This window comes from Arcicella lustrica (assembly GCF_034930985.1).
GTDB lineage: Bacteria > Bacteroidota > Bacteroidia > Cytophagales > Spirosomataceae > Arcicella > Arcicella lustrica.
On record NZ_JAYGIM010000022.1, the window covers coordinates 49,169 to 73,209 of the forward strand.

Sequence of the window (24,041 nt, forward strand, 5' to 3'; positions counted from 1 at the left end):
TATTTTTATTCTTATTTTAGTCACAAACAAATCCAGCTAAATCATTCCACTTTTTGAATTATCTTTCAGAAAAATTCAAAAATGAAAATACTTTTATCCTTACTCTGCTTTATAAATTCCTTTGCTTTGGTGGCTCAAACAGACTCAAGTTTGAAAGTCACTGAACTTCAACCTGTTATTATTAGCTCTTCTCGTTTTGTTGGAAAGGATATTCAAAGGCCTTTGGCTGTTACGGTTATCGACCAAACTCGTTTACAAACTGGACAATCCAAACTTTCAATGTTCGATGCGCTCGGTGCCGTGCCTGGCGTTTTTGCCATGAATTCTGAAAACTTCGCCCAAGATTTACGCATTTCTATTCGTGGTTTTGGTGCAAGAGCTTCTTTTGGTATTCGTGGCTTGAAGGTTGTGATGGATGGCATTCCAGAATCTATTCCAGACGGAACCGCAAAAGTTGGCAATTTAGACATGGGTTTAATGGAACGCATGGAAGTAATTAAAGGACCAACTGCTGGTTTGTATGGCAATGCTTCGGGTGGCGTAATTAGTCTTTTTTCAGAAACGCCTAAAACTTTTTTTGCCGAAGCACAAGCTACTTTCGGCTCTTTTGGGTTTCAAAGATTACAATTTAAAACGGGTCAAGAAATTGGGAAAGTCACTTATTTTTTCAATGCTTCTCGTTTGACAAGTACTGGTTATCGTAATCACAGTGCTTTAGAACGTAATTTTTTCAATGGAAAAGTAATTTATAAGTTTTCAGATAAAAGTAATCTGAGTGTTTTGATGAGTTATGTGGATAGTCCAAAAGCAGAAGACCCAGGAGGATTAACGCAAGCAGATATTGACAAAGATAGACGACAAGCCAGACAATTAAACATAGACTACAATGCTTACGAGACTTTTCAACAAGCAAAAATAGCCTTGATTTACGATCAAAAAATTGGCGAAAAACATCAAATCAATGTACGAGCATTTTACTTAAATCGTGATTTTAGTAATCTGCAAGCTTTTGAAGCAAACGGACAAATTGCCTTTAAAAGAGATTTTTCTGGCGGAGGTTTCAACTATCAATTCACTGAAAAAAAATATAGATTAAAAGCAGGATTAGACCTTGAAAATCAAGAGGATAATCGCCAAAGATATGATAATAAAAAAGGAGAAAGAGGCAATTTAAAACTCGACCAAATTGAATCTTTCAGCAATATCGGTACATTTATCTTGCAAGAATATACTTTCAATCATCAATTCAGACTTTCATTAAATACTCGTTTTGATGATATTCAATTAAAAATTTTGGATAAATTCTTGAGTGGTGGCGACGAATCTTCAACACAGTCTTTTCAGCGTTTTAGTCCGATGTTAGGATTTTCGTTTGCTCCAACAGCCAATCAATCTATTTACACCAATATTTCAAGCAGTTTTGAAACGCCATCTTTGAATGAATTATCCAATAATCCATTGAATACTGGCGGTTTTAATCCTGATTTAAGTCCTCAGAAATCAAGAAATTTTGAATTGGGTTATAAAGGTATTCTTAGTAAAAAATTAAGATTTGACCTAGCCCTTTTCACGATTGAAGTACAAGATGAGATTGTTGCTTACCAAATTGCAGGACAAGCAGGAAGAACATTCTTTAGAAATGCAGGTTTATCTAACCGAAAAGGTATTGAAGCTGGTTTAACCTACAAAATATTGGCAGGTTTAACTACTTATTTGAATTATACTCTCTCCGATTTTGCTTACAAAGAATACCAAACAACTGCTGGAAAATTTGATGGAAATACTTTGCCGGGCATTCCGAAACATAATATTTATTCGGAGTTTAGATATTTCGATAAATCTGGTTTATTTGGCATTGTTCAGTTAAGAAGTATCAGCAAGATTTATGCGGATGATGCGAATACTGTAACTAATAATGGATATTTCACAGCAAATGTACGAGTGGGCTATCGTAAGCAAATTGGAGCTTTAACTTTAGAACCTTTTATCGGTATTAACAACTTAACGAATACCGTTTACAATGCCAATGTTCAAATCAATGCTACAGCAAATCGTTATTTTGAACCCGCTTCTGGAAGCTTTTTGTTTGGAGGAATTAGTGTGCGAGCGTTTTAGATATGGGATTTGGGATTTCTGTCGTCGGATTAATTAAACCTATAAGGATTTATATAATTGACTAATAATAAGAACTTTAACCTCAAACCCTTATAGGTTTATATTCTCAATTAATTTATTCTAAATACTTATCTATGAAAAATTATGAAAAAATTAAAAATACATTGGTAAATGAAAATGAAGAAAAAGCATTTAAGTTATTAAAGAGTATTGAACTGGATATAGCAATGTATTCCTCTTCTTTAATTGATTCATTTGTAGCTTTAAAACCTTGTCAGGTGAAAAATGATATTGCCATTTTACTTTCTGAAATTAGTAATGAAGATTTTGTTCCAATTGTTATCAATGATGTTAAAAAATATCTCAATGGTGAAGACATTGGGTCATTAATATATTCTCTACTTGATAAAAATATAGGAGATTATGTTGTTGATATAATTGACATTTTATGTAACCTTAATCCTAAAAAGGACAATTTTGAAGCCTTTGAAATGATTCATTTAATCTTGAAGGAATATGAAGGAAAAGTTTCAAAAAAAGATATAAACACATCTATTCTGTTAATTAATAATACATTAAAATCAACAGAAAAAAATGAACAGCGATATAACTATGTAAACTGGTGTTTGAATTGGCTACTACAAAAAAAAGCCATTATTGAGTTTATCGATAAAATGGAACAAAATCCTGACATTTCACTGGATGATTCTCACTGATTCTTTCCCTGCATTTCTCTAAGAGAATCTACAATTATTATCTCTGAAAATCTGTTGGTAAAATATTTTTTTCCAAACTCTTCAAAAATTATATTATCTTCGCCATCCCAAAGAATGAAACATTTCATTTCATTTGAGGTTCTTTTAATCATTTGGGGGCGACCGGTATTGACAGCTTGTGCAGGTCGGTGGTAAGCACGTCGGGAGTTGGTCTAATCTCCTGTTAAAAATTAGTCCGAAAAACAATCGGCAATACTCAGTATGCCATGGCAGCTTAATCCTTAAAGGATTTCGTTTTGGATAGTTATCAACGGAGTTGGAGCTATTCGCCACACCCCACTCGGCTAAACTCTGCCGCTGGGATACGGGGTGTCGAAACGCAGAGTCGAATGTTGTGATTTCTCTAAGCAAACATTTAGTACAAAGAGGATAAGGATAGTTTAAGGTCCGGCTTGAACCCTGCCTATCTCGAAAAAATAATCAAGACTAAACGTGAAGAAAGCTATCGAGTTCCTTGTCTGGACGAGAGTTCGAATCTCTCCGTCTCCACTCCTTAAACCGCTTATACAATGTGTATGAGCGGTTTTTGTTTTATATGCCTTTCCGTATTCTTCCTAAAACATTCTATTTATTATACCCATTAGTACAATTGTCTTCCTGAGAATTTTTCTAAAAAGAACTCTTATTGTTCTAGTTTACTCTAAACATTTTCTAGTAAGTAATGGAGTTTTTCTTATCTACTTTGCAATTTTTCTGACAAGTTTTTTTCTATAGACTTTGTACTTTTTCCTATATATTAGACGGAATTGTTAAAAATAATATATGTAATTGATTGGAAATTAGTTATTTATATGCTATCAAGAGTGATAATTGGTTTTTTTGTATCAATCCATTATTTTAATAAAAAAATCACCAACACCTGCCTAAGTAATGCACCAATTACAAAGACTATATTTCTATCACAAAATAGAGATAATTTTCTTCATCGAAGAAAAAAATAGTTTCAATAGAATCATCGGATGTTCTTTTTAATTTGAGTCGTAGGAGAGAACTTGAGACTAATTGTAGATATTGGCACAAAGAACCTCTATTTTGTCGCTTTTATACCTTGTTTATTTACTGTTAAAGCTTAGGTTTGTGTATAAAGAATTTAAACTAAAAAACTATGGCACTCATCAATCCTCACATTAACTTTAACGGAAATGCCGAAGAAGCATTTATTTTTTACAAATCTGTATTTGGTGGAGAATTCGCAACGATTGTGCGTTTCAAAGACCTTGCTGGTCCTGAATTTACAGTTTCAGAAAATGAAGCAAACAAAATAATGCACATTGCTTTGCCGATTGGCAACAACGTTCTGATGGCTAATGATGTTCCCGAAATTATGGGAAAAACAAACGAAAATGAACACAGAAGTAAAATTTCAATCAGTGCAGAAAGCAAAGAAGAAGCCGACAAATTATTTAACGGACTTTCAGAAGGCGGACAAATTGAAATGCCTATTGCCGACAGTCCTTGGGGTTCATATTTTGGTATGTTTAGAGACAAATACGGAATTGAATGGATGGTAGATTTTGACCCAAATTATAAAGGACAGATTTAATCGTAGCGTCACTTGTACCTAAAATGAATTCTGTTTTAACCGAATAAAGTATTATGAATTACTGCTTTTCTACTAGTTCAGAAAGACAAGTAGAAGAGTTGATAAATAGTTTGTTACTCATGGCATGACTCTGAGTCATGCCATGAGTTTAAATACATCTACAATCAATCCTCAGCACCTTCAAATCCTCCCTTTTACAGCTTTCAAACCCCAACAACAATTTACTGAGGGAAATGTGCTAATTTTGTGTTTGTATTTTTATTTATATTACACGCATGACAAAAGAGCAAAACGATATAGAAATTCTTCCTTCCAATCAATCACTTCCTACGATGGAAGCCTTTTATACGCTTCAAGGCGAAGGCTTTCATCAAGGCAGAGCCGCTTATTTTATTCGTTTAGGCGGATGCGATGTGGGCTGTCACTGGTGCGATGTGAAGGAATCTTGGGATATAAACGCACATCCAAAATTAAGTATTAGTCAAATCGTGGCGGAGGCTTCTGCTCATGAAGGGCGTTTGGCGGTAATCACAGGTGGAGAGCCTTTGATGCACAATTTAGATGAACTAACTGAAGCTTTGCATCAAGCTGGTTTTGAAACCAATATAGAAACATCTGGCGTTTGCGAACAAGTAACGGGTGTTTGGGATTGGATTTGTTTTTCACCTAAAAAATTCAAATCGCCTAATCCTGATATTTATGCAAAAGCGCATGAATTGAAAGTAATCATTTTCAATCAATCAGATTTTGAATGGGCTGAAAGCTTTGCAGCGGTGGTTTCTCCAGATTGTATGTTATACCTTCAACCTGAATGGAGTAGAATGGAACAAATGCTTCCACAAATCATTGAGTACATCAAGAACAATCCGAAGTGGAGAATTTCGTTACAAGTTCATAAATTTATGGATATTCCTTAGTAATCGAATGAGTTAATAGCGCATAATTAGGTGTACAAAATGTTTCTTTTCATTAGGGTGGGACTTAAGTCCCACCCTAATGAATTTAGATTTGAGCAATCGTTTTTATCCTGAAAACTTTTATTCATTTACTTAAATTCTTTTGCTCTATTAAATTTTTCAGACATGAGATACTTTCTTTTATTCTTCGTTTTATTTGTTTGTACTTCTCATTCAAAAGCTCAAAATACGCTGTCTTCAACCAATAAAAAAGCAATTGAGGCTTACCAAAAAGGTTTAAAAGCATTACAAGAACGCAACATTGAAATGGCTTTCAATGAATTTGAAGAAGCCATTGAAAAAGATAATTTATTTGTCGAACCTTACTTTCATTTAGCCAAATTGTACGAACAAAGTCGCCAATTTGGCAATGCCATACTCAATTATGAAAAAGCTGTAAATGCCAAAGAAAAAAGCTCTGTTACCGAAATCGCTTCGCAACAGGTGGGACAATTATACCTCAAAAAAGGAGATTATCAAAAGGCTTTAGTTTATCTGGAAAAAGGACTTCCCGCTGTTGCAGTTTCAAACCAAAAACGATATTTGGCTCGTTTAGAAAGCTGTAAGTTTGCCCTTAAATCTTTAGAAAATCCGCTAAAAATTACACCAGTTGAATTACCCAAAACTGTCAATCGTTTTGATTCTCAATACTTCCCCGTACTTTCTGCTGACCGTGAAACACTAATTTTTACGGGTCAACAAGATAAAGATGAGAATCTTTATCAATCTGTTTTCAAAGACAGTACTTGGTCTGTTCCTGTTTCAATTTCAGATAAAATCAATACGCTTGAAAATGAAGGAACGGCTTCTATTTCTGCGGATGGTAGAACTTTGGTTTTTACTTCTTGTGGTGGGAGAAGAGGCTTTGGAAGTTGCGATTTATTCATTGCTTATAAAGAAGGAAATGACTGGTCGGCACCACAAAATTTAGGAACAAACATTAATTCTGGCGAATGGGAATCTCAGCCATCGCTTTCTGCCGATGGACGAACTTTATACTTCGTTTCGGATAGAAAAGGAAGTATAGGTAAAAGAGATATTTGGGTAAGTCAATTAGACTCAAGTAATACTTGGACGAAGGCAATCAATCTAGGCAATACAATCAATACCGTAGAAGACGACCTTTCTCCATTTATTCATGCCAATGGTAAAACGCTTTTTTTCTCTTCCGAAGGACATGTTGGTATGGGCGGATTGGATTTGTTTTTTGCTGAAAATCAACAAGGGAAATGGAGTACTCCAGAAAATTTAGGCTTTCCATTGAATACTCATGAAGACCAAGTTGCTTTATATATTAGTTCAGATAGCAAAAAAGCTTATTATTCTCTGGAAAGAAGTCAAGATGATAAAATTCGTAGGGCAAAAATTGTAGAAATTACTTTGCCAGAAAGTTTACAGGCTAAATTCAAACCTACTTTTTTCTTGAAAGGAGTTGTTACTGATGCACAAACCAAGCAAAAAATATCGGCTAACATTGAATTAGTATCATTGAAAGATAAAGAAAAAATAGGTTTATTTACTGCTGATAATCAAACTGGAATTTATACTTTCGTACTTACGGCTGGCAACGAATACGCCATTTTTGTGAATAAAAAAGGCTACTTTTTCAAGAGTATCAATGTGGATTTATCACAACAAATCGGGATTGATAAAATCCTTAATATTTCACTTGAACCTATTCAAAAGAATGCGAAAGAAATATTAAACAATATCTTTTTTGATACTGGAAAATGGGAATTACAACCAGCGTCTATGATTGAATTGGATAAATTAACACTTTTGCTGAATGAAAATAAAGGTTTACCGATTGAAGTTTCGGGGCATACTGACGATGTAGGAAAGGACGCTGAGAACTTAATTTTATCTCAGAAAAGAGCCAAATCCGTCAGAGATTATTTAGTGCAGAAAGGAATAAACCCTGCCATGGTAAAATCAGAAGGATATGGGAAAACCAAACCACTTTTGCCAAATACTTCCGCAGAAAATAGAAAACTAAACCGAAGAATAGAGATAAAATTTTTATAAAATGAATGTCAAAGAAGCTATTCCAGAACGGTTTTCAAAAGAAAAGTTTGCTATAATCATTGATTGGATAGATGGAAATCCAGCAAGATTTGATGAATTAATGACTGTTTTCTTTGAAGGAGATAGCAGGAAAAACCAGCATGCTGCCAATATTATGTCGCATTGTATTGACCGTTGGAATTTTTTGATAATGCCTTACATTGAAAAAATGCTGTTGAATCTCAAGCAAGATAATTTACACGATGCCATCAAACGTAATACGATTCGAGTGTTACAAACTGTTGAAATCCCTGAAGAGTTAAATGGAATTGCGGCAGATATTTGCTTTCAATACTTGAGTAACCATGAAGAAGCGGTTGCCATCAAAGCATTTTCAATGACGGTTTTGTCCAATCTCAGCAAGCATTATCCTGAACTTAAAACGGAATTGAAATTTATCTTAGAAGAGCAATTGCCATATCAATCTCCAGCATTTAAGAATCGAGCATTAAAGATTTTGAGTCAGCTTTGAGTGTGAAAGCATATTTTTAATCTCAGAATTTCAGTAGTTTAAACTTGCTTTATACTTTTGACATAAAGTATTACATATCCTAAAATAACTAAGAAAATGTCTGAAATTTCTCGTCGTGATTTCCTTTATCAAGCAGGTTTATTAGCTTCTGCTTCTCTGTTTTCTTTTGAAAGTCTGGCTAAAGTACCTAATCTTCAATTAGCATATTCTGCCATTACTTGGGGTGGCAAAGACCTTGATGCTATGAAAGATATTACTTCATTAGGCTTTAAAGGCGTTCAATTAAGAGCCAATGCCTATGATACCTATAAAACCAAAGTACAAGAATTGAAAGACGTAATCGCTTCTAACGGTTTGTCTTTAGCGATGTTTTCTAGTGGAAATGTTGAGATTGACCCTGCTAAAGAAGCAAGTACTATTGATTATCACGTAGCTCATGCAAGTTTTGTAAAAGCCTTGGGTGGAAACGCTATTCAATTAACTAATTCTGTGCGTCCGAAAGATAGATTGCCAACAACCGATGAGTTAAAACGTTTGGCTTTCGTTATGAATGAGATTGGAAAACAAACGGCTGATTTAGGAGTACAAGCGGTGTATCATAATCACATGCACCAATTAGGAGAAACCCCCGAAGAAGTAGATGTAATTGTACAGGCGATGAATCCTAAATACATAAAATTATTATTGGATGTTGCTCATTATCATCAAGGAGGAGGCATTCCTGCAAAGGCAGTTTTACAATATAAGGACATCATTGGAGCATTGCATATTAAAGATGTAAAGAGTCCTTTGGCAGATAAGCCTAATGACCCCAAAGCTTATAAATTTGTAGAATTAGGACAAGGAAATGTAGATTTGAAAGCGGTCTTTGATAATCTTCAAAAGATTAACTATAAAAAATGGGCAATTGTAGAATTAGATGGCGTACCTGAAAAAACTCGTACTCCTTTGCAGTCAGCAGAAATCAGTAAAGCATTTTTAAAAGATACAATCGGCTTTAAGATTTAATTGTATTTGAATAACTTTAGCGGCTTAGACAAATTGCTAGATTTGTCTAAGCTAAAATTGACAATATTTTACTCCTTGTTACTATTTTCCTCTGGTATTTCTTATTATCTCTCCTCAAGAAATCACTCCCCTAATTTTTGCAAAGTTGAATATGCTAAATCTTTGATGGCATGCTTTCGTATATTTATCGAAGTTCAAAGAAATAATAAATCTTTCTAAAAGAAAGTTGGAACTATCTTTTCTCCATTCATCTGGGCATTTATTGGTTGTTCCGACAAATGAATCTCCACGATAGGATTAACTAATCATATTGATGCTTTGTAATGATGTTTTAAAAACTAATAGAACAATAAACAGGGATGCTTCTTGGTTAATAAATGGATAGATAAAACGCTTGTTTCTGAGTTTATAGATATTTTACAAGTGAGGAAATACTTTGTTTTTTAACTGTAAAAACATTGGTAAACGGGGTATAATTATTTATTTTTATAATATAATTGTAAATATTATCCTACATGAAATATGAAATTAGCTCACTTAATATTAACTTATACTGACCCAAAGCAGACTGAAAGAATGATTATGAATCTGTGGCATCCAGACTCAGATTTTTATATTCATGTCGATGAAAAAATAGATATAAAGCCTCACCTATATTTAAATGATATTAAAAATGTTTATCTAATCAAAAATCGAGTTGAAGTAAGATGGGCTGGATATAATACTGTTAAAGCCACTTTTAGTTGTATTAAAGAAATTGAAGCAACAGGAAAAAAGTATAATTATATCAACTTTATGAGTGGACAAGATTATCCAATTAAACCTTTAGAATATATTTTAGCGTTTTTGAAAGCTAATCAAGGAAAACAATTTATCGAAGCCATCAATATTGAACAGGATGTAAAGGAAGACATTCCAAAACTAAATCGTTTTCATTTAGTTAACTTTACATTCAGAGGAAAATATAAGCTTGAATGGCTAATTAATATTTTTCTTGCTCCAAGAAAAATACCTAAAGAACTTACTATTTATGGCAAGGCAATGTTTTGGACTTTAACGCAAGATGCTGCTAATTATGTAGTAAAAACAGTTGAAGGAAATAGAAAATTTTTAAATTTCTTTCTATATAGTTGGGGCTGTGACGAGTTTGTTTTTCAAACTATTTTAATGAATTCTTGTTATCGAGATGCCATAACAAATAATCATGTAATATATTTAGATTGGTCGGCTGGGGGATCACATCCCAAAACGCTTGGTGTTGAAGATTTTGATAGTTTAATGAAGTCGGAACATCTTTTTGCTAGAAAATTTAAAATGAGTCACGATTCAGAAATACTGGATTTAATTGATAAAAACATACTTAAAGATAATAAATGGCTGAACTCTTAACATTAAAAACTTTTCACGATAACAGAGGTTCATTAACGGTTCTAGATCGTATCATTCCATTCGAAGTAAAAAGATTGTTTTATATATATGGTGTTGATGAATCATCAAGAGGGGGGCATAGGCACCATGAAACAAGGCAAGCCGCTATTTGTATTCAAGGTTCTTGTGAAATTGTAAACCACAATGGAGAAAAACAAGAGCTGTTTTTATTGGATACTCCTGATAAATGCCTAATTCTTGAATCAAGAGATTGGCATATTATGCAAAACTTTAAGCCGAATACCATTTTATTAGTATTAGCTTCAACTGCATTCGACCCATCCGATTACATTTTTGAACCTTACGATGCTTAGAGTATTCCAAATTTTCTCTGAATATGATTTTGAGTATCCAGAAAAAATTTGAAATGAACTCATTAGTACTTTATAAGCCAATATTTACTCCTACATTAAGTGCATTACTTCGCATATAAGATTTTAGTTCTTGATTTTGTACCCAAGTGTTGAATGAATTTTGGGTTGAACCTTCTACATGCAAGCCCAATCTTGGTGTAAATTGCCAGCGTATCCCAAGTCCAGCACGAATACCAAAAACAAAATCAGAGGCATTTTCAAGATGATTGCTCGTGTAGTCAATTCTTGCTTTTTCATTTACTGCTAAAGACGAAGACAGCATCATACGAGCATCGTTGGCTATATATCTATAAGAGGTTTGTCTTTGAAAAACAAAATCAGCAACAGTATAAAGTTGAAAATTGAGGTATTTTTTCTTTTTACTTTTGAAAGATATAAGATCATTCTGAGTGGTAAGTGCCAAGGAATAAGTTTTCATCGTATGATTTTCTGAAAGGAATACATCCCTTGTAGTATCTAACGTATTAGGCACTTTTGTAATAAAACCATCAAATCTATTAACGGGAATGTTAACTGTACCTGTCGGTAAAATTGCACTATAATATTGTGTGCCGTTCTTGGTCGTTAAATTTAATTTAGGCGATGTCCAAAAACTACTCCAAATAGGTAAATAAACGTATGGGGCACCCACATCATAAGTATTGTAGGTGAAGCTTATGCCCATTCTTGATCTTTTTGTGAGCTTCCAAGAAACATTAGCCTTAAAATTATATCCTTTTCCTTTTTCAGGGTATAGGTTAGTTCCTGTCATAGATTTATCAGATTTAAAAGTCCATTCATTCCAAAGAGAGCCATAATCGAAGGAAATAATGGGGTGTTTTAAACTGAATTTAGAACCTGTACTTTCAGGTTTGTTTTCGTCTTTTCCTTCATCTGACAATGACTGAATTGGGCGAATTTTTCCATTAAGGTTTTTATGGTTTTTGAATGATAAGTCTTTCAAAAAAAGGTCTTTGTGACTGAGTGTTTGCAGCTTGTTATTAATTAATTTATTGTCTGTAGTAAGTATTTCTCCATTATTATTGCCCATTGCTACTGATGTTTGATTTACAGAATTACTCAATTTAGTATCAACAATTGTAGGAATATTAATACTTGATGAGTTTCTCGATTTTCTATGAATCGTAGCATTGACAGATTTTTTCTCAACATGGTTATCAACATTAAGTAAATTACTTCTTGAATTTTCTACGTCATCTTTTTCAGTCTTAACATCATTTTCTGAACTATTTTTTATGGTTGTTTCTCCAGATTGATTAGCTAATACTTGTTGTTTTGGATAGATTTCTGTAGTACGCAAAGTAATCTCTTGATGATGTTTTTCCATTACTTCATTATCTGTTAAAAACCATAAAGCAATGCCAGCAGTAATGATAATTCCCAACGATAAAAGAGTATATTTAAGTAAAGGTGCTATTCCTATACTTTCCTTAGCAATGGTTTCCGCAGCGATATTACTCCATAGATTTTCGGGTGGAGGGAAAGCTTGATTTTCAAGAGACTTTCTGAAAAAGCTATCTAATTTATTTTCTTGGTTATCTTCCATTGTCTTCTTTATTTCGTTACTCCCGATAATTTTTTCTGTAAAATTCTTCTGGCATCAGCCAAATTAGATTTAGAAGTACCTTCGCCAATGCCCAATTGTTCGGCAATTTCTCGGTGTTTCAGTCCTTCAAAAACATAGAGGTTAAACACTAACCTGTATGATGGCGGTAATTCTTGAATCAATTGTAAAATTTCTTGATTGGATAAATAACCAAGAATATCGTCTTCACTTTCTATGTCAAAAACCTCTTCACTATCTTCAAAAGCAATGTTTTTCCATTTGGTTTTACTTCTAAAATATTCTAAAGCGGTGTTGACAACCACTCGTTTTGCCCAACCTTCAAAAGAACCTTCGTTTCTAAAGTTTTTCAGTTGATGATAAATCTTGATAAAACTTTCTTGTAAAATGTCCTTTGCTTCATCTTTATCCGCAGCATAGCGCAAGCATACCCCAAACATTTTTGGCGCAAGGGCTTGGTAAATCTTCTCGAAAACAAGATGATTTCCTTCTTGAAACTGTTCTATGAATGATGAGAGTTTATCAGGCATAATTTTAAACGAATAGCTAAGAAATCGGTTTCTAAAGATAAGATGGAATTTGAGATGAAATGGTGGGTTGAGGTGGGAGAATTTTTTTTGACAAAAGAAGGAAGAGACAAGAAGCAAGACTTGAGATTCAAGACACAAGATGCCAAATGTACAAAACCTGATTTTTAAGAAGGAATATATTGACAAAAAATAAAAACAAGTTGTCAGAATTTTGTTATACTCTTATGAGAGTACAATCTAACGAACTTACTAAATAAGTATAGCCTTGTTGTATTGGATAAATTAGTAATTTTTATTCTAACACAAATAAAGGAAATAAAATGAAACTCAATTGTAAATCAACATGATTTTGATAGATATTGAGTTAGAACTTTACCTTAAAAAGAGAACTTTCTTGTATCTAAAATCTTGCTTCTTTTGTCTAAAAATAAAAAATGAAACCCATCAAACAAACACGCTCGTTTTCTAATGAATTAATGGACAGACTTCGCCAAACTGGTGATGAAGTAGCTGATAATATCATTCTACAAGTATTCCTACAAACAGAAATGGTGGGATTACGAGACTTTTTCAAGTGGCTTAATACCAACGAAGCGGAGTACTCTTTAAGTTTCATCAACGATTTTGTGAATCAAAAACCTGAATTACCTGACTTTGCTGATTGGAAAGTAATGCAAAAAGGAATGAATTTCTTCCAAGAAAATCAGGAACGAATAGGTATTATGTTGGCTTGTTTGGCTTTGCCTTATTGTTATGCAGCTGCAGATGGTGCGAGAGTATTGGAAAAATCACAAAGAATTCAGAACGATACTTTAAAGCGATTAGAAGAAACGGGCGAGTTTATTTTTACTGTCATGCAAGAAAAAAACTGGCAGAACGGAATCGCTTTCCGCAAAATATTAAAAGTAAGATTAATGCATGCTTCCATTCGTTTTTTCTCTGAATATCACGGCTCTTGGGATAATACTTGGGGAAAACCTGTAAACCAAGAAGATATGGCAGGTACGAACGGAGCTTTTTCTTATATCGTAATTCGTGGATTGAGGAAATCGAGAAAAACACCTGCTGAAAGTGAAGAGGAAGCTTATTTGCACCTTTGGAATGTAATCAGTAATATCATGGGTGTTGAAAAAGCTTTGATTCCGAATAATCTTAGAGAAGCTTTTACACTAGATAAAGTAATTGCCAAACGCCAATTCCGACCATCAGAAGAAGGCAGATTATTGACTAAAGCCTTACTCCAAACCTTAGAAAGTTTTGTTCCCAATCCTTTATTAAAAGCTTTTCCAGCTGCACAAATGCGCTTTTTATTGGGGGATAAAGTAGCAGATTTGCTAGGAGTACCAGCCGTTCCTTTTGAAAGTAAATTGATTCCTTTTATCCCGAATCAACTATTGTTTAAGCCTGCTGAATAATGATTTTTATCACTAGGGCTTAAGTCCAGCCCTAATGATAAAAGCGAATTTAAATTTTCTTCTTTCCAACCTTATCATGAAATTTTAAATAAGTTGGAAGTGCTGCCGAACCATACCAAGGATATATTTCAGCTTCTAACAGTTTTTCTTTAATAGCTGGGTCTGTTATTAATAATTCGTTGGCTTCGGTGATGGTTTTTACATTCAGGATAAAAATTCCTCGATATGATTTATCGTTTTTTCCTAAAGGTCCCGCAACTACCAATTTTCCTAAGGATGCTAGTCGTCCGATATTGGCTAAATGTCCTCTGAATAAACTATCTACTGTTGCTTTATTGTCAATTTTATTGGGTCCCGTTTTTAACATCACCAAAATATAGCTTTTCATTCCATAATCATCAGCCCCCAACGAGTCTGCTAATTTCTTATCATAATCAGGGTTTTCTGCTTGACAAAGGGCTGTAAAGCAAAAGCTAAATACTAAGAAGAAAGTAAAAATGTATTTCATAATGAAGGATGTTTACTTGCTGTTAAGAAATATTCGAAACTTAGATAAGCGTTTTACTCGAAGCCTTCTACATATTTTTTAAAATTATCTATCACTGCTTGCGTAAAGGCTTTTTGTTCGGGAATTGGCGTTTCAGCTTCAGGGTCGAAGGTTTCGATGAGAATGGTTTCATCGCCATTTGGTTTGAATATATTGATTACTTTTCTATTATCGAATAAAGTAGATTCAATGTATTCGTTGATAATTATTTTATCGTAAGTACCCGTAAAATCAAAAGCCAGACTACCGTCTTTTGCTTTCATTTTATAGATAAACTTTCCATTATCTTTTAAATCTATGGTCACACTAGTTGTTTCCCAATCTTCCGATGGATTGTTCCATTGAATAATGTCGGCTGGAGTAGTCCAATACTTCCAAACCTTTTCTATCGGAGCTTTGATGATTGTTTGTACAGTGAGTGCTTCCATTGTTAACGATTCCGAGTTAATTGTTTTTTAAATATACATGAATAATGATTTCAATACTCTTCAATGTAAGAAAATAAAAACACTTTCTTTTTCCTTACCCCACAGGTTTGCATGGGTTTACAAAGATATTTTTTACTTTTATCCCAAATACTTTTTTCAACATTCTCAACAATGAATATCAACAAGAACCATTTTGAACAAAATACTTATGATGCTATAGTGGTAGGTTCTGGAATTAGCGGAGGTTGGGCTGCGAAGGAACTTACTCAAAAGGGATTAAAAGTTTTAGTATTGGAACGTGGACGAAATATCGAACACGTAAAAGATTATAAAACCGCCTTGACCGACCCTTGGAATTTTGAACATGGCGGAAAAGCTCCCCTTGATATTATCGCCAAACATCCCATTCAAAACCGTACTGGTTTTACCATCACCGAATCTACTCACGAACATTTTGTAAACGATTTAGAAAACCCATATCTCGAAACCAAGCGTTTTGATTGGATTCGTGGATACCATGTCGGCGGGCGTTCGTTGATGTGGGGAAGGGTTTCTTTGCGTTGGAGTGATATAGATTTTGAAGCAAATTTGAAAGAGGGCATCGGAATAGATTGGCCTATTCGTTATAAAGATATTGCTCCTTGGTATAGCTATGCAGAAAAGTTTGCGGGCATTTGCGGTACTCGTGACGGACTTCCACATTTACCCGATGGCGAGTTCCAACCGCCGATAGAATTTACTTGTGCCGAAGAACATTTCTCGAAAACAATTCGTCAGAAATTTCCTAATCGCTATTTAATTCATGGACGTGGGGCGCATATTACGCAACCCACTGCCGAACAGACTGCACTTGGGCGAGCTTCTTGTCAGTCACGAGATATGTGTATGCGTGGTTGTCCCTTTGGTGCGTATTTTAGTTCTCAAGCCGCTACTTTACCTGCTGCTCAAAAGACGGGAAATCTTACGGTTCGTCCGCATTCTATCGTCAATTCAATTATTTATGATGAACAAAAAAAGAAAGCCAAAGGCGTAAGAGTAATTGATGAACGTACAGGTGAATGGCATGAGTTTTTCGCCAAAATCGTTTTCTTGAATGCTTCTGCTTTGGGTTCTACTTTTATTTTATTGAATTCTACTTCCAATCGTTTTCCGAATGGGATGGACGATAGTGGTCAGCTTGGGCATAATTTGATGGATCATCACTTTAGAATTGGCGCTTATGGCGAAACCGAATTGTTTAAAGATAAGTACTATAAAGGACGAAATCCAGTAGGGGGATATGTGCCACGTTTCCGTAATATTGGTACTGATAAACGTGATTATCTGCGTGGTTTTGGCTACGAAGGTGGTGCAAGACGATACAGACAGTGGGCAGAAGAGGAGGAATTTGGTGCTTCACTCAAAAACAAACAAACACAAATTGGTAACTGGAGTATGGATTTGGGCGGTTTCGGTGAATGCTTGCCTTACTACGAAAACAAAGTAGAACTTTCTAAAGAAATTACCGATAAATGGGGGCAACCTGTTTTAAGAATGGATGCTGAGTTTAAGGAGAATGAATTGAAAATGCGTGTGGATATGAAAAACGATGCCGCTGAAATGCTAGAAGCGGCGGGTTTTAAAAATGTGAACGCTTATGACGAGATGAGTTATCCGGGTTTGGGAATTCATGAAATGGGAACTGCCCGCATGGGTCACGACGCTAAAACTTCGGTACTCAACAAATGGAATCAGGTGTGGGCTTGCAAAAATGTGTTTGTGACGGATGGCGCTTTTATGACTTCGGCATCTTGTGTAAATCCATCGCTTACTTATATGGCAATGACTGCCCGTGCTGCCGATTATGCGGTGAAAGAATTAAAAAAAGGAAATTTATAAACAACCAAATTCAATCCATGAAAACTATTCGCTTGATGATTGTCCTTTTGATGTGTGCTGGCTTTGCTTCGCAGGCTGTTGCACAAGATACACCCAAAAAAGGAATTGAAATTCTTTCTTACAACCACGTAGGTTTAGCCGTGAAAGATTTGAAAGTAAGTGCTAAATTCTATCGTGAAATTATCGGTTTGTCGCCTGTGGATGTGCCAGATAATTTATTGGCGATTAGAAGATGGTTCAAGATTGCACCCGGACAAGAATTACATTTACTATTGGGCAGAGAACAACCTGTAGCAAACAATGACAAGAACGGAGCACATTTCTCTTTATCAATCCCGACAAATTCTGCGGATGGAATCGAAGAGTTTTTGAAAGCAAACAATGTGGCGTATCACAGACAAAAGCGTTTTGATGGCGCATTTCAAATTTATGTAACAGACCCAGACGGTTATGTGATTGAACTGAATGAGCCGAAGAAATAATGTTGATGTGAAAGGTGAAATGATACTACCGCACCATTTCACTACAGATTTTTTCGTCCCTTTTCTCAAAAACAGGTCAGCAACTTCTATTGCTGACCTGTTTTTGTTTTAGCCTATTTAGAAATGTATGTATCTATGCTATTTCTGTTGATAAATAATTAGAAATATCTGTACCTATGCTATTTCTATTAAAAAATAATTAGAAATATCTGTATCTAATCTATTTCTACTAGAAAATGATTAGATACACTTGTATTTATGCTATTTATATTGGAAAATAATTAGATATATGTATATCTATACTATTTCTGTTTGAAAATAATTAGAAACATGTGTATCTATACTTATTCTACTAGAAAATGACCAGAAATAGTGTTAACTACTCTGTTTCAGTTAGTTGGAGAATAAAAAAATCGTCATGAAACAAACTATTTAAAGCCAAGCTCCGTTTTCTTTAAAAATATCATTATAAATAGTTTGAAGCATGATACATACCTCAAAAATCTACCACTATTCCAACGCCTCGACCATTGGCTTTCTGGAAAATGTTATCTCCATTTGTAAAACGTTGAATCAACCAACGACGGAAGTAAGTCAAAAAATGGCGGAACTCTCTTCCGAAATAGAACAACTCTATTTGATTTTCTCAACAGCCAGAAAGAACCCGCACAATGAAGGTTTAAAGGAGCTGGATACTCGTAGAAATCAGCTAACACAAGGCATCAGAGAAATTGCTACAAGCTATTTAAAGCATTTTGATGCTGATTTTCGGGAGGCTGGCAAAAGTATTTTGAGGATTTTTGCTAAGTATGGAAAGCAGATTGAAAAAAGGAAATATTACGACCAAACCGAGATAACGAATAGCCTAATAAGAGATTTTGAAAATGATGAAAGTCTGAGCCAAGCAATCACCAAACTACATTTATCAGACTGGCTTCAAGCCTTGAAAACAGATAATTTGGCATTTAATAGTTTGTACATAATAATGGTAATGTCAAGAGTAAACTTACCTGAAAAGAATTTCAAGGAAAGTAAAACGATAGCGATAGCACGATTCAAAAGCCTTTTTAATTTATTAAAAGCCCTAGAAATGGTATATCCCACAGCCGAATATGGCAATATCATCAAAGAAATTGAAGAATTGACTAAAAAATACAATGTATCAAGACCGAAAAGAGGAGGGAAGGAGTAAAAGAAGAGGCTGTCCAAAAAGTTTTAGATCCAAATATTATTCTGCGAAAGACCTCACCGCAGCGGCGGCCGCCCCCAACCCCCTCTCCTGTAAAGAGGGGGCTTTTTTAGCTCCTAAAGCTCCCCTCTTAGCAGGAGAGGGGTCGGGGGTGAGGTCTTTTCCAAAGAAAATATGAGAATACTGTTAGTCCTAAAAATTAGGTTTCAACAAATACTTGGCATAAAAATCATCAATTACTTTCACAGCATCCGTCGGATTATCAACCAAAGAAACTAAATCCAAATCATCAGGATTGATAGTACCTTCGGGTACCATCGTTTCTTTAATCCATTCAAATAATCCGCTCCAATATTTTTTGCCAACCAATACCACAGGGAAACGCCCAATCTTTTGGGTTTGCATCAAAGTAAGCGATTCAAACATTTCATCAAGCGTACCAAAACCACCCGGCATGATGATGAATCCTTGAGAATATTTTACAAACATTACTTTACGCACAAAAAAGTATTCAAAGTCGATACTTTTATCACGGTCGATATAATCATTCGGTTTTTGTTCAAAAGGTAATTCAATGTTCAAACCTACAGATTTTCCACCTTGTAATTTAGCTCCCTTGTTGCCTGCTTCCATAATGCCCGGGCCACCACCAGTAATAACACCATAACCGTGGCGTACCAATTTAGAAGCAATTTCCTCCGCCATTAAATAGTAAGGATTATCGGGTTTTGTTCTTGCCGAGCCAAAAATCGAAACACAAGGACCAATCTTGGCTAATTTATCTACACCCTCTACAAATTCAGACATAATTTTGAAGGTTCTCCAAGATTCTTCTGAATGAATTTCCGCCCAAGTATGGTCAACGAAAGCTTTTTTTATTTTCTCATCATGCGTCATTAATTTCCCGCTCTCTCTGTCTGTCATAGCTTTTTGAATTTTAATCGTTAAAAAATATTGATACTTTGTACCTTTGTTAATGAATAGGTTGAAATAACGAAAAAAAATCGTTCGATTTTACAAATACATAATTTTTATGGAATTTATTAAGAAAATCGCCATCGGTGGCGACCACGCAGGGTTTGAATACAAAGCCGAATTAATAACATATTTAACCGCAAAAGGTTACGAAGTAAATGATTTCGGTCCATACAGCAATGCCTCTTGCGACTATGCAGATTTTGCACATCCACTTTCTTTAGCCGTTGAAAGCAAAGAATATACTTTTGGTATTTTATTATGCGGAAGTGCCAACGGAGTAGCTATTACAGCCAATAAGCATCAGGGAATTCGTGCAGGTTTAGCTTGGAATGCAGAAGTATCTTCCTTGATTCGTCAGCACAACGATGCAAACGTATTGTGTATTCCTGCTCGTTTTGTGACTTTAGAAGAAGCGATTGAAATCACAAACATTTTTCTTTCAACAGAATTTGAAGGAGGAAGACATCAGTTAAGAGTAAATAAAATTCCTTGCTAGGTTTTAAATCGCCTCAGAGAGGCGAAATATCGGTAGTCATGTTTGTGGTAAATATCCCTGTTCCAAGCCCCATCGGGGCGAAATGTTTCGCCCCGATGGGGCTTGGAACGACTTGAAACAGGCACTTCTACTACCGATATTCCGTTCCTAGCGGAACTAATAAAACATAAAATCGGTCGAAATTAGTTTTTCGACCGATTTTATTATATCCTATTATTCAATTCATAAACGCCATTTCCAATTGAATGATACTTCCTCGCCAAAGCAGGAATTCGTTTAAATAATTTTGGAGCAAGATTTACTTTGTCGATAATAAATTCAGGATAATCGTTCTCTACATTTCTAAGAATATTGATAACATTATCGTAGTTGTCAAGATTTTCTAATTCATATTTAGCCAAACTCCAGTTGATATATGGCGTAGCAACATAATTGTTTTTATATTCTTCCATGCCATCGCCGAGTACCAATATTTTTTTATTACTCAATTTAATATCTGGCTCTTCCTTCAATTTCAAGCTTTTTAATTGTACTAAAGTTTCCACCCCTTTGAAGTAAACAGCTTGATAGTGAATCAATAATACAGCAGCGAATAAAGCTAGACAAGTCAACTCAGCCAACCAAGCTCTTTTAGTATTGTTAAAGAAACTTACTGTAAAGAAAGCAATGGCAGGTACAAAAATGATGAATTGCATCGGGGCTAAAAAAGGCATCAAACCGATAGAAACCACACCTACAATTGCCCAAATCATCATTACTTGTTGGCAACGAATTTGGTAGTTATTAAAACCTACAGCATTGACTAATCTTAAAAAACCTAAAACTCCAAAAGTAATTGGCAATAACAAAGTAGCGAGCAAACTTCGGAAGTCATTCAAATCATACTGACGAAGTTGGAAAACCGAAGAAATAAAATTTCTTGAAAAGGCTTCGTAAGTACCACTTAAATAGAAAAACAAAGCTGTAAGCGATAAAGGGAAAATAAAACCAAATATTGATAATGAATGCTGACGTAACGTTGTACCACTAAAGAATAAAAGGGAAGCTGTAGCCCATAAAATAAATACACCTGCTGGTGGATAAAATAAAGTAGCGATACCAATTAAAAAGCCAATCTCAAATACTTCATCGGTAGCCTCCAATCTGTTCATTTGTTTTACCAATGTTCCTAATGAAAGCAAAACAAAGGTTGTTGCCATCAAAACTGGCGACAGAGTACAGCAGTCGAAAGAAATATTCATGAACAATAAATAGAATAGCCCCGGCAAGTAGTTTCTTTTGGCTAAAATATCTCTATTATTGACCATTACATTAAAGTAAACAGCCTGAAAATATGTAAGGAAAAGTGCGACGATTTGATAGACAGATTGTGAACGACCGAAAAGTCCGTCGAGTCCAGCATAAACCAAAGTAGAAAGTGGCGCAGTATTATCCCAAATTTCAGCATACATTACAAAGCCTTTATTGATTTGTTCGCCAACCAACATCCATTGCAATTCGGGGATTAGCTGAGGCAAGCCAACCAAATACACGGGCATTCGGATAAGGATAAGTAAAATCAATAAACTAAAGATTTGATAGACAGCGTTTACTTTAAAGAAACTGAGCATATTGTATGAAGGTATTCAAGTTTTTCACGAATTTACGGTGAATCCAAGAATTATTCCGAAATTTGTGAGATTATTGAAAGAAGAGCATAAGATATTATGTGGTAGCGCAAATTACGATAATCAGAATTTGCAGAAATTAAAATTAAAATGGAATCGAAGAGACAACAACAATTCGCTAAATTAATTCAACAAGATTTGAGCGATATTTTTCAAAAAGATATGCGTACAACTTTCGGGAAGGCTTTTGTAACGATAACAGAAGTTAAAATGACCCCCGATTTGGCAATTGCAAGAGTATATCTAAGCTTTATGTTAGCCAATGATAAAGCAGGTTTATTGCAAGACATCCGTGAAAAATCTAAACATATCAGAGGTATTTTAGGAAATAGAATCCGCAATCAAGCAAGGATTATTCCAAATCTTGAATTTTTTATTGATGACACCGCAGAGTACGCCGCACAAATGGACGCTCTAATTTCTGGTTTAGACATCCCACCTTTGAAAGAAGGAGAAGAAATAGAGCTGGATTAATTGTGATTGAGTGAATGAGTGATTTTTAAAGTATTAGTTTTTCGTTATTCTAAAGCTGATACTTTATTAAGTTATTAAAAGCTTTATCACTCTTCACAAATCGAAGCGTCGCAATCTTCACAGCAAAATCACTCATTCACTCAATCACAATTGGTAACTGACCTATGAATTTCCCTTTCTTTATTGCTAAACGATACTTTTTTGCTAGAAAGAAAACGTCCTTCATCTCCTTAATTTCGATGATTTCGATGTTGGGCGTGGGCGTTGGAACGATGGCTTTGGTGGTAGTATTGTCGGTTTTTAATGGATTAGAGGATTTCCAAAGAGGTTTATACAAAAGCTTTGATGCTGATTTAAAGATTAGTCCGAAGAAAGGGAAATACTTCAATTGTCCGCCAGCCTTATTACAAAAAATTGGTAAAGTACAAGGTGTAGAAAGTATCACACAAGTAATTGAAGAGAATGTTTTGTTACGTTATCGTGATGCGCAAATGGTTGTCAACCTAAAAGGCGTTGATGAAAGTTTCTTGAAACAAGAACGTTTGAAGAAAATGATGATTGACGGGCATGCAATATTAGATGATAATGGTATTGCTTATTCAATCGTCGGTTCGGGGATTGCAGTAAAATTAGGAATTGATATTGATGCTTTTTTTACACCATTAGAAGTTTGGTATCCCAGAAATAAGCAAAGTAAGACCTTAGATTTTTACGCAACCGACGCATTTAATAAACAAAATTTAGTACCTGCTGGAATCTTTGCGATTGAACAGCAGTATGATGATAACTATATTTATGCGCCACTTTCGTTTGCTCAGAGCTTATTCGAGTTGAACAATCAACGCACTGCGATTGAAATAAAAGTAGTTAATGAGGAAGCAACAGCGAATATTCAAGATAAGGTACAAGAAATTTTAGGGATAAATTATATCGTTCAGAATCAAGATGAGCAACATGCCAGTTTGTTGAGAGCGATTAAAATCGAAAAGCTTTTTGTGTTCCTAACACTTACTTTTATCATTGGTATTGCCAGTTTTAATATATTTTTTTCGCTTTCAATGTTAGCCATCGAGAAAAAAGAAGATGTTAAGACGCTTTATGCAATGGGAGCTGATTCTCGAATGATTCAGAAAATATTTTTATCAGAAGGTGCTATTGTTGCTTTTACTGGGGCAATAGTCGGTTTGATTTTAGGTTTTACTCTATGTTGGTTACAACAAAGTTACGGTTTTATTTCGATGGGAATTGTTGGGGCATTGATTGATGCTTATCCAGTTAAAATGCAATTCTCAGATTTCTTTTTCACTACCATTGTTGTGGTTGTGATTACTCTATTAGCATCATATTTTCCAGCCAAGCGAGCTGCCAATGTAGAAATTGTTTAATGACAATTTATAAACATGAGTCATCCTGAATTTTAAAATCACAAAAAAGCGGTCGAAAAACTAATTTCGACCGCTTTTTTGTGATTGATGGGCAACGAATTCCTACTGTTTGAGCGAAGCGAGTTTAGGAATTCTTGATTTTTTTGTTACTTTTTGTATCAAGGTGCTGTGTTAAGAAACAAGTTCATTTGATTAAATATTTTTATAAATTGCATTACCAAAGCAGGAATTCATTTCCATGCACTTTAGGCAGGGCAATTTATTATTGACTC

22 protein-coding genes and 1 other RNA gene are annotated in these 24,041 nt (G+C 34.7%); 17 read left to right on the forward strand and 6 right to left on the reverse strand.

Annotated elements, in window-relative coordinates:
- Positions 1-81: 81 nt before the first annotated feature.
- From VB798_RS23090 to VB798_RS23135, 10 genes are all read left to right on the forward strand, one after another.
- Positions 82-2,115, forward strand: a complete 2,034-nt coding sequence (locus tag VB798_RS23090; protein ID WP_323689604.1) for a TonB-dependent receptor family protein — start codon at positions 82-84, stop codon at positions 2,113-2,115.
- 134 nt (positions 2,116-2,249) lie between these two features.
- Entirely contained in the window at positions 2,250-2,831 is a 582-nt protein-coding gene (locus VB798_RS23095; RefSeq protein ID WP_323689605.1) for a hypothetical protein, read from the forward strand.
- Positions 2,832-2,985: 154 nt separating this feature from the next.
- Positions 2,986-3,383: a transfer-messenger RNA gene (gene ssrA / locus VB798_RS23100) on the forward strand.
- Between the two features lie 613 nt (positions 3,384-3,996).
- Entirely contained in the window at positions 3,997-4,434 is a 438-nt protein-coding gene (locus tag VB798_RS23105; RefSeq protein ID WP_323689606.1) for a VOC family protein, read from the forward strand.
- 275 nt (positions 4,435-4,709) lie between these two features.
- Complete coding sequence (locus VB798_RS23110; RefSeq protein WP_323689607.1) at positions 4,710-5,351, forward strand: 7-carboxy-7-deazaguanine synthase QueE; 642 nt, start codon at positions 4,710-4,712, stop codon at positions 5,349-5,351.
- Between the two features lie 165 nt (positions 5,352-5,516).
- Complete coding sequence (locus VB798_RS23115) at positions 5,517-7,415, forward strand: OmpA family protein (protein ID WP_323689608.1); 1,899 nt, start codon at positions 5,517-5,519, stop codon at positions 7,413-7,415.
- A 1-nt stretch (position 7,416) separates the two neighbouring features.
- The gene (locus VB798_RS23120; protein WP_323689609.1) at positions 7,417-7,926 is read left to right on the forward strand and encodes a hypothetical protein; all 510 of its coding nucleotides are present in this window, start codon (positions 7,417-7,419) and stop codon (positions 7,924-7,926) included.
- A gap of 96 nt (positions 7,927-8,022) precedes the next feature.
- Positions 8,023-8,934, forward strand: a complete 912-nt coding sequence (locus tag VB798_RS23125; RefSeq protein WP_323689610.1) for a sugar phosphate isomerase/epimerase family protein — start codon at positions 8,023-8,025, stop codon at positions 8,932-8,934.
- 522 nt (positions 8,935-9,456) lie between these two features.
- The gene (locus VB798_RS23130) at positions 9,457-10,323 is read left to right on the forward strand and encodes a beta-1,6-N-acetylglucosaminyltransferase (RefSeq protein WP_323689611.1); all 867 of its coding nucleotides are present in this window, start codon (positions 9,457-9,459) and stop codon (positions 10,321-10,323) included.
- Complete coding sequence (locus tag VB798_RS23135; RefSeq protein WP_323689612.1) at positions 10,308-10,676, forward strand: sugar 3,4-ketoisomerase; 369 nt, start codon at positions 10,308-10,310, stop codon at positions 10,674-10,676. Before VB798_RS23130 ends, VB798_RS23135 begins: the two co-directional genes overlap by 16 nt.
- A gap of 70 nt (positions 10,677-10,746) precedes the next feature.
- On the opposite strand, the gene VB798_RS23140 is transcribed toward VB798_RS23135, so the two are convergent.
- Both VB798_RS23140 and VB798_RS23145 read right to left on the reverse strand, forming a co-directional pair.
- Complete coding sequence (locus VB798_RS23140) at positions 10,747-12,282, reverse strand: hypothetical protein (RefSeq protein ID WP_323689613.1); 1,536 nt, start codon at positions 12,280-12,282, stop codon at positions 10,747-10,749.
- An 8-nt stretch (positions 12,283-12,290) separates the two neighbouring features.
- The gene (locus VB798_RS23145; protein ID WP_323689614.1) at positions 12,291-12,830 is read right to left on the reverse strand and encodes an RNA polymerase sigma factor; all 540 of its coding nucleotides are present in this window, start codon (positions 12,828-12,830) and stop codon (positions 12,291-12,293) included.
- 434 nt (positions 12,831-13,264) lie between these two features.
- On the opposite strand from VB798_RS23145, the gene VB798_RS23150 reads away from it, so the two are divergent.
- Positions 13,265-14,245, forward strand: coding sequence for an oxygenase MpaB family protein (locus VB798_RS23150; RefSeq protein WP_323689615.1), 981 nt, complete (start codon positions 13,265-13,267; stop codon positions 14,243-14,245).
- 49 nt (positions 14,246-14,294) lie between these two features.
- On the opposite strand, the gene VB798_RS23155 is transcribed toward VB798_RS23150, so the two are convergent.
- Both VB798_RS23155 and VB798_RS23160 read right to left on the reverse strand, forming a co-directional pair.
- Positions 14,295-14,753: a YciI family protein gene (locus tag VB798_RS23155; protein WP_323689616.1), complete on the reverse strand. Its 459-nt coding sequence runs from the start codon at positions 14,751-14,753 to the stop codon at positions 14,295-14,297.
- 53 nt (positions 14,754-14,806) lie between these two features.
- The gene (locus tag VB798_RS23160; RefSeq protein WP_323689617.1) at positions 14,807-15,220 is read right to left on the reverse strand and encodes an SRPBCC domain-containing protein; all 414 of its coding nucleotides are present in this window, start codon (positions 15,218-15,220) and stop codon (positions 14,807-14,809) included.
- Positions 15,221-15,391: 171 nt separating this feature from the next.
- Between VB798_RS23160 and VB798_RS23165 the strand changes: the two genes are divergently transcribed.
- The 3 genes from VB798_RS23165 to VB798_RS23175 all read left to right on the forward strand — a co-directional run bounded on the left by VB798_RS23165 (position 15,392) and on the right by VB798_RS23175 (position 18,772).
- Entirely contained in the window at positions 15,392-17,098 is a 1,707-nt protein-coding gene (locus VB798_RS23165; protein WP_323689618.1) for a GMC family oxidoreductase, read from the forward strand.
- A 17-nt stretch (positions 17,099-17,115) separates the two neighbouring features.
- Positions 17,116-17,580, forward strand: coding sequence for a VOC family protein (locus tag VB798_RS23170; protein WP_323689619.1), 465 nt, complete (start codon positions 17,116-17,118; stop codon positions 17,578-17,580).
- A gap of 484 nt (positions 17,581-18,064) precedes the next feature.
- Positions 18,065-18,772, forward strand: coding sequence for a DUF6261 family protein (locus tag VB798_RS23175; protein WP_323689620.1), 708 nt, complete (start codon positions 18,065-18,067; stop codon positions 18,770-18,772).
- Between the two features lie 189 nt (positions 18,773-18,961).
- Here VB798_RS23175 and VB798_RS23180 read toward each other — a convergent pair whose 3' ends face one another.
- Positions 18,962-19,693 (reverse strand): LOG family protein, encoded by a 732-nt coding sequence (locus tag VB798_RS23180; protein ID WP_323689621.1) that lies wholly within the window; start codon positions 19,691-19,693, stop codon positions 18,962-18,964.
- A 109-nt stretch (positions 19,694-19,802) separates the two neighbouring features.
- Here VB798_RS23180 and rpiB point away from each other — a divergent pair, with 109 nt between their 5' ends.
- Positions 19,803-20,243: a ribose 5-phosphate isomerase B gene (rpiB, locus tag VB798_RS23185; protein WP_323689622.1), complete on the forward strand. Its 441-nt coding sequence runs from the start codon at positions 19,803-19,805 to the stop codon at positions 20,241-20,243.
- A 203-nt stretch (positions 20,244-20,446) separates the two neighbouring features.
- On the opposite strand, the gene VB798_RS23190 is transcribed toward rpiB, so the two are convergent.
- On the reverse strand, positions 20,447-21,853 hold the full coding sequence (locus tag VB798_RS23190) for a hypothetical protein (protein ID WP_323689623.1): 1,407 nt from the start codon (positions 21,851-21,853) through the stop codon (positions 20,447-20,449).
- Positions 21,854-22,000: 147 nt separating this feature from the next.
- Here VB798_RS23190 and rbfA point away from each other — a divergent pair, with 147 nt between their 5' ends.
- Both rbfA and VB798_RS23200 read left to right on the forward strand, forming a co-directional pair.
- The gene (rbfA, locus tag VB798_RS23195; protein ID WP_323689624.1) at positions 22,001-22,384 is read left to right on the forward strand and encodes a 30S ribosome-binding factor RbfA; all 384 of its coding nucleotides are present in this window, start codon (positions 22,001-22,003) and stop codon (positions 22,382-22,384) included.
- Between the two features lie 164 nt (positions 22,385-22,548).
- Positions 22,549-23,769 (forward strand): ABC transporter permease, encoded by a 1,221-nt coding sequence (locus VB798_RS23200; RefSeq protein ID WP_323689625.1) that lies wholly within the window; start codon positions 22,549-22,551, stop codon positions 23,767-23,769.
- The last annotated feature ends 272 nt before the right edge of the window (positions 23,770-24,041 follow it).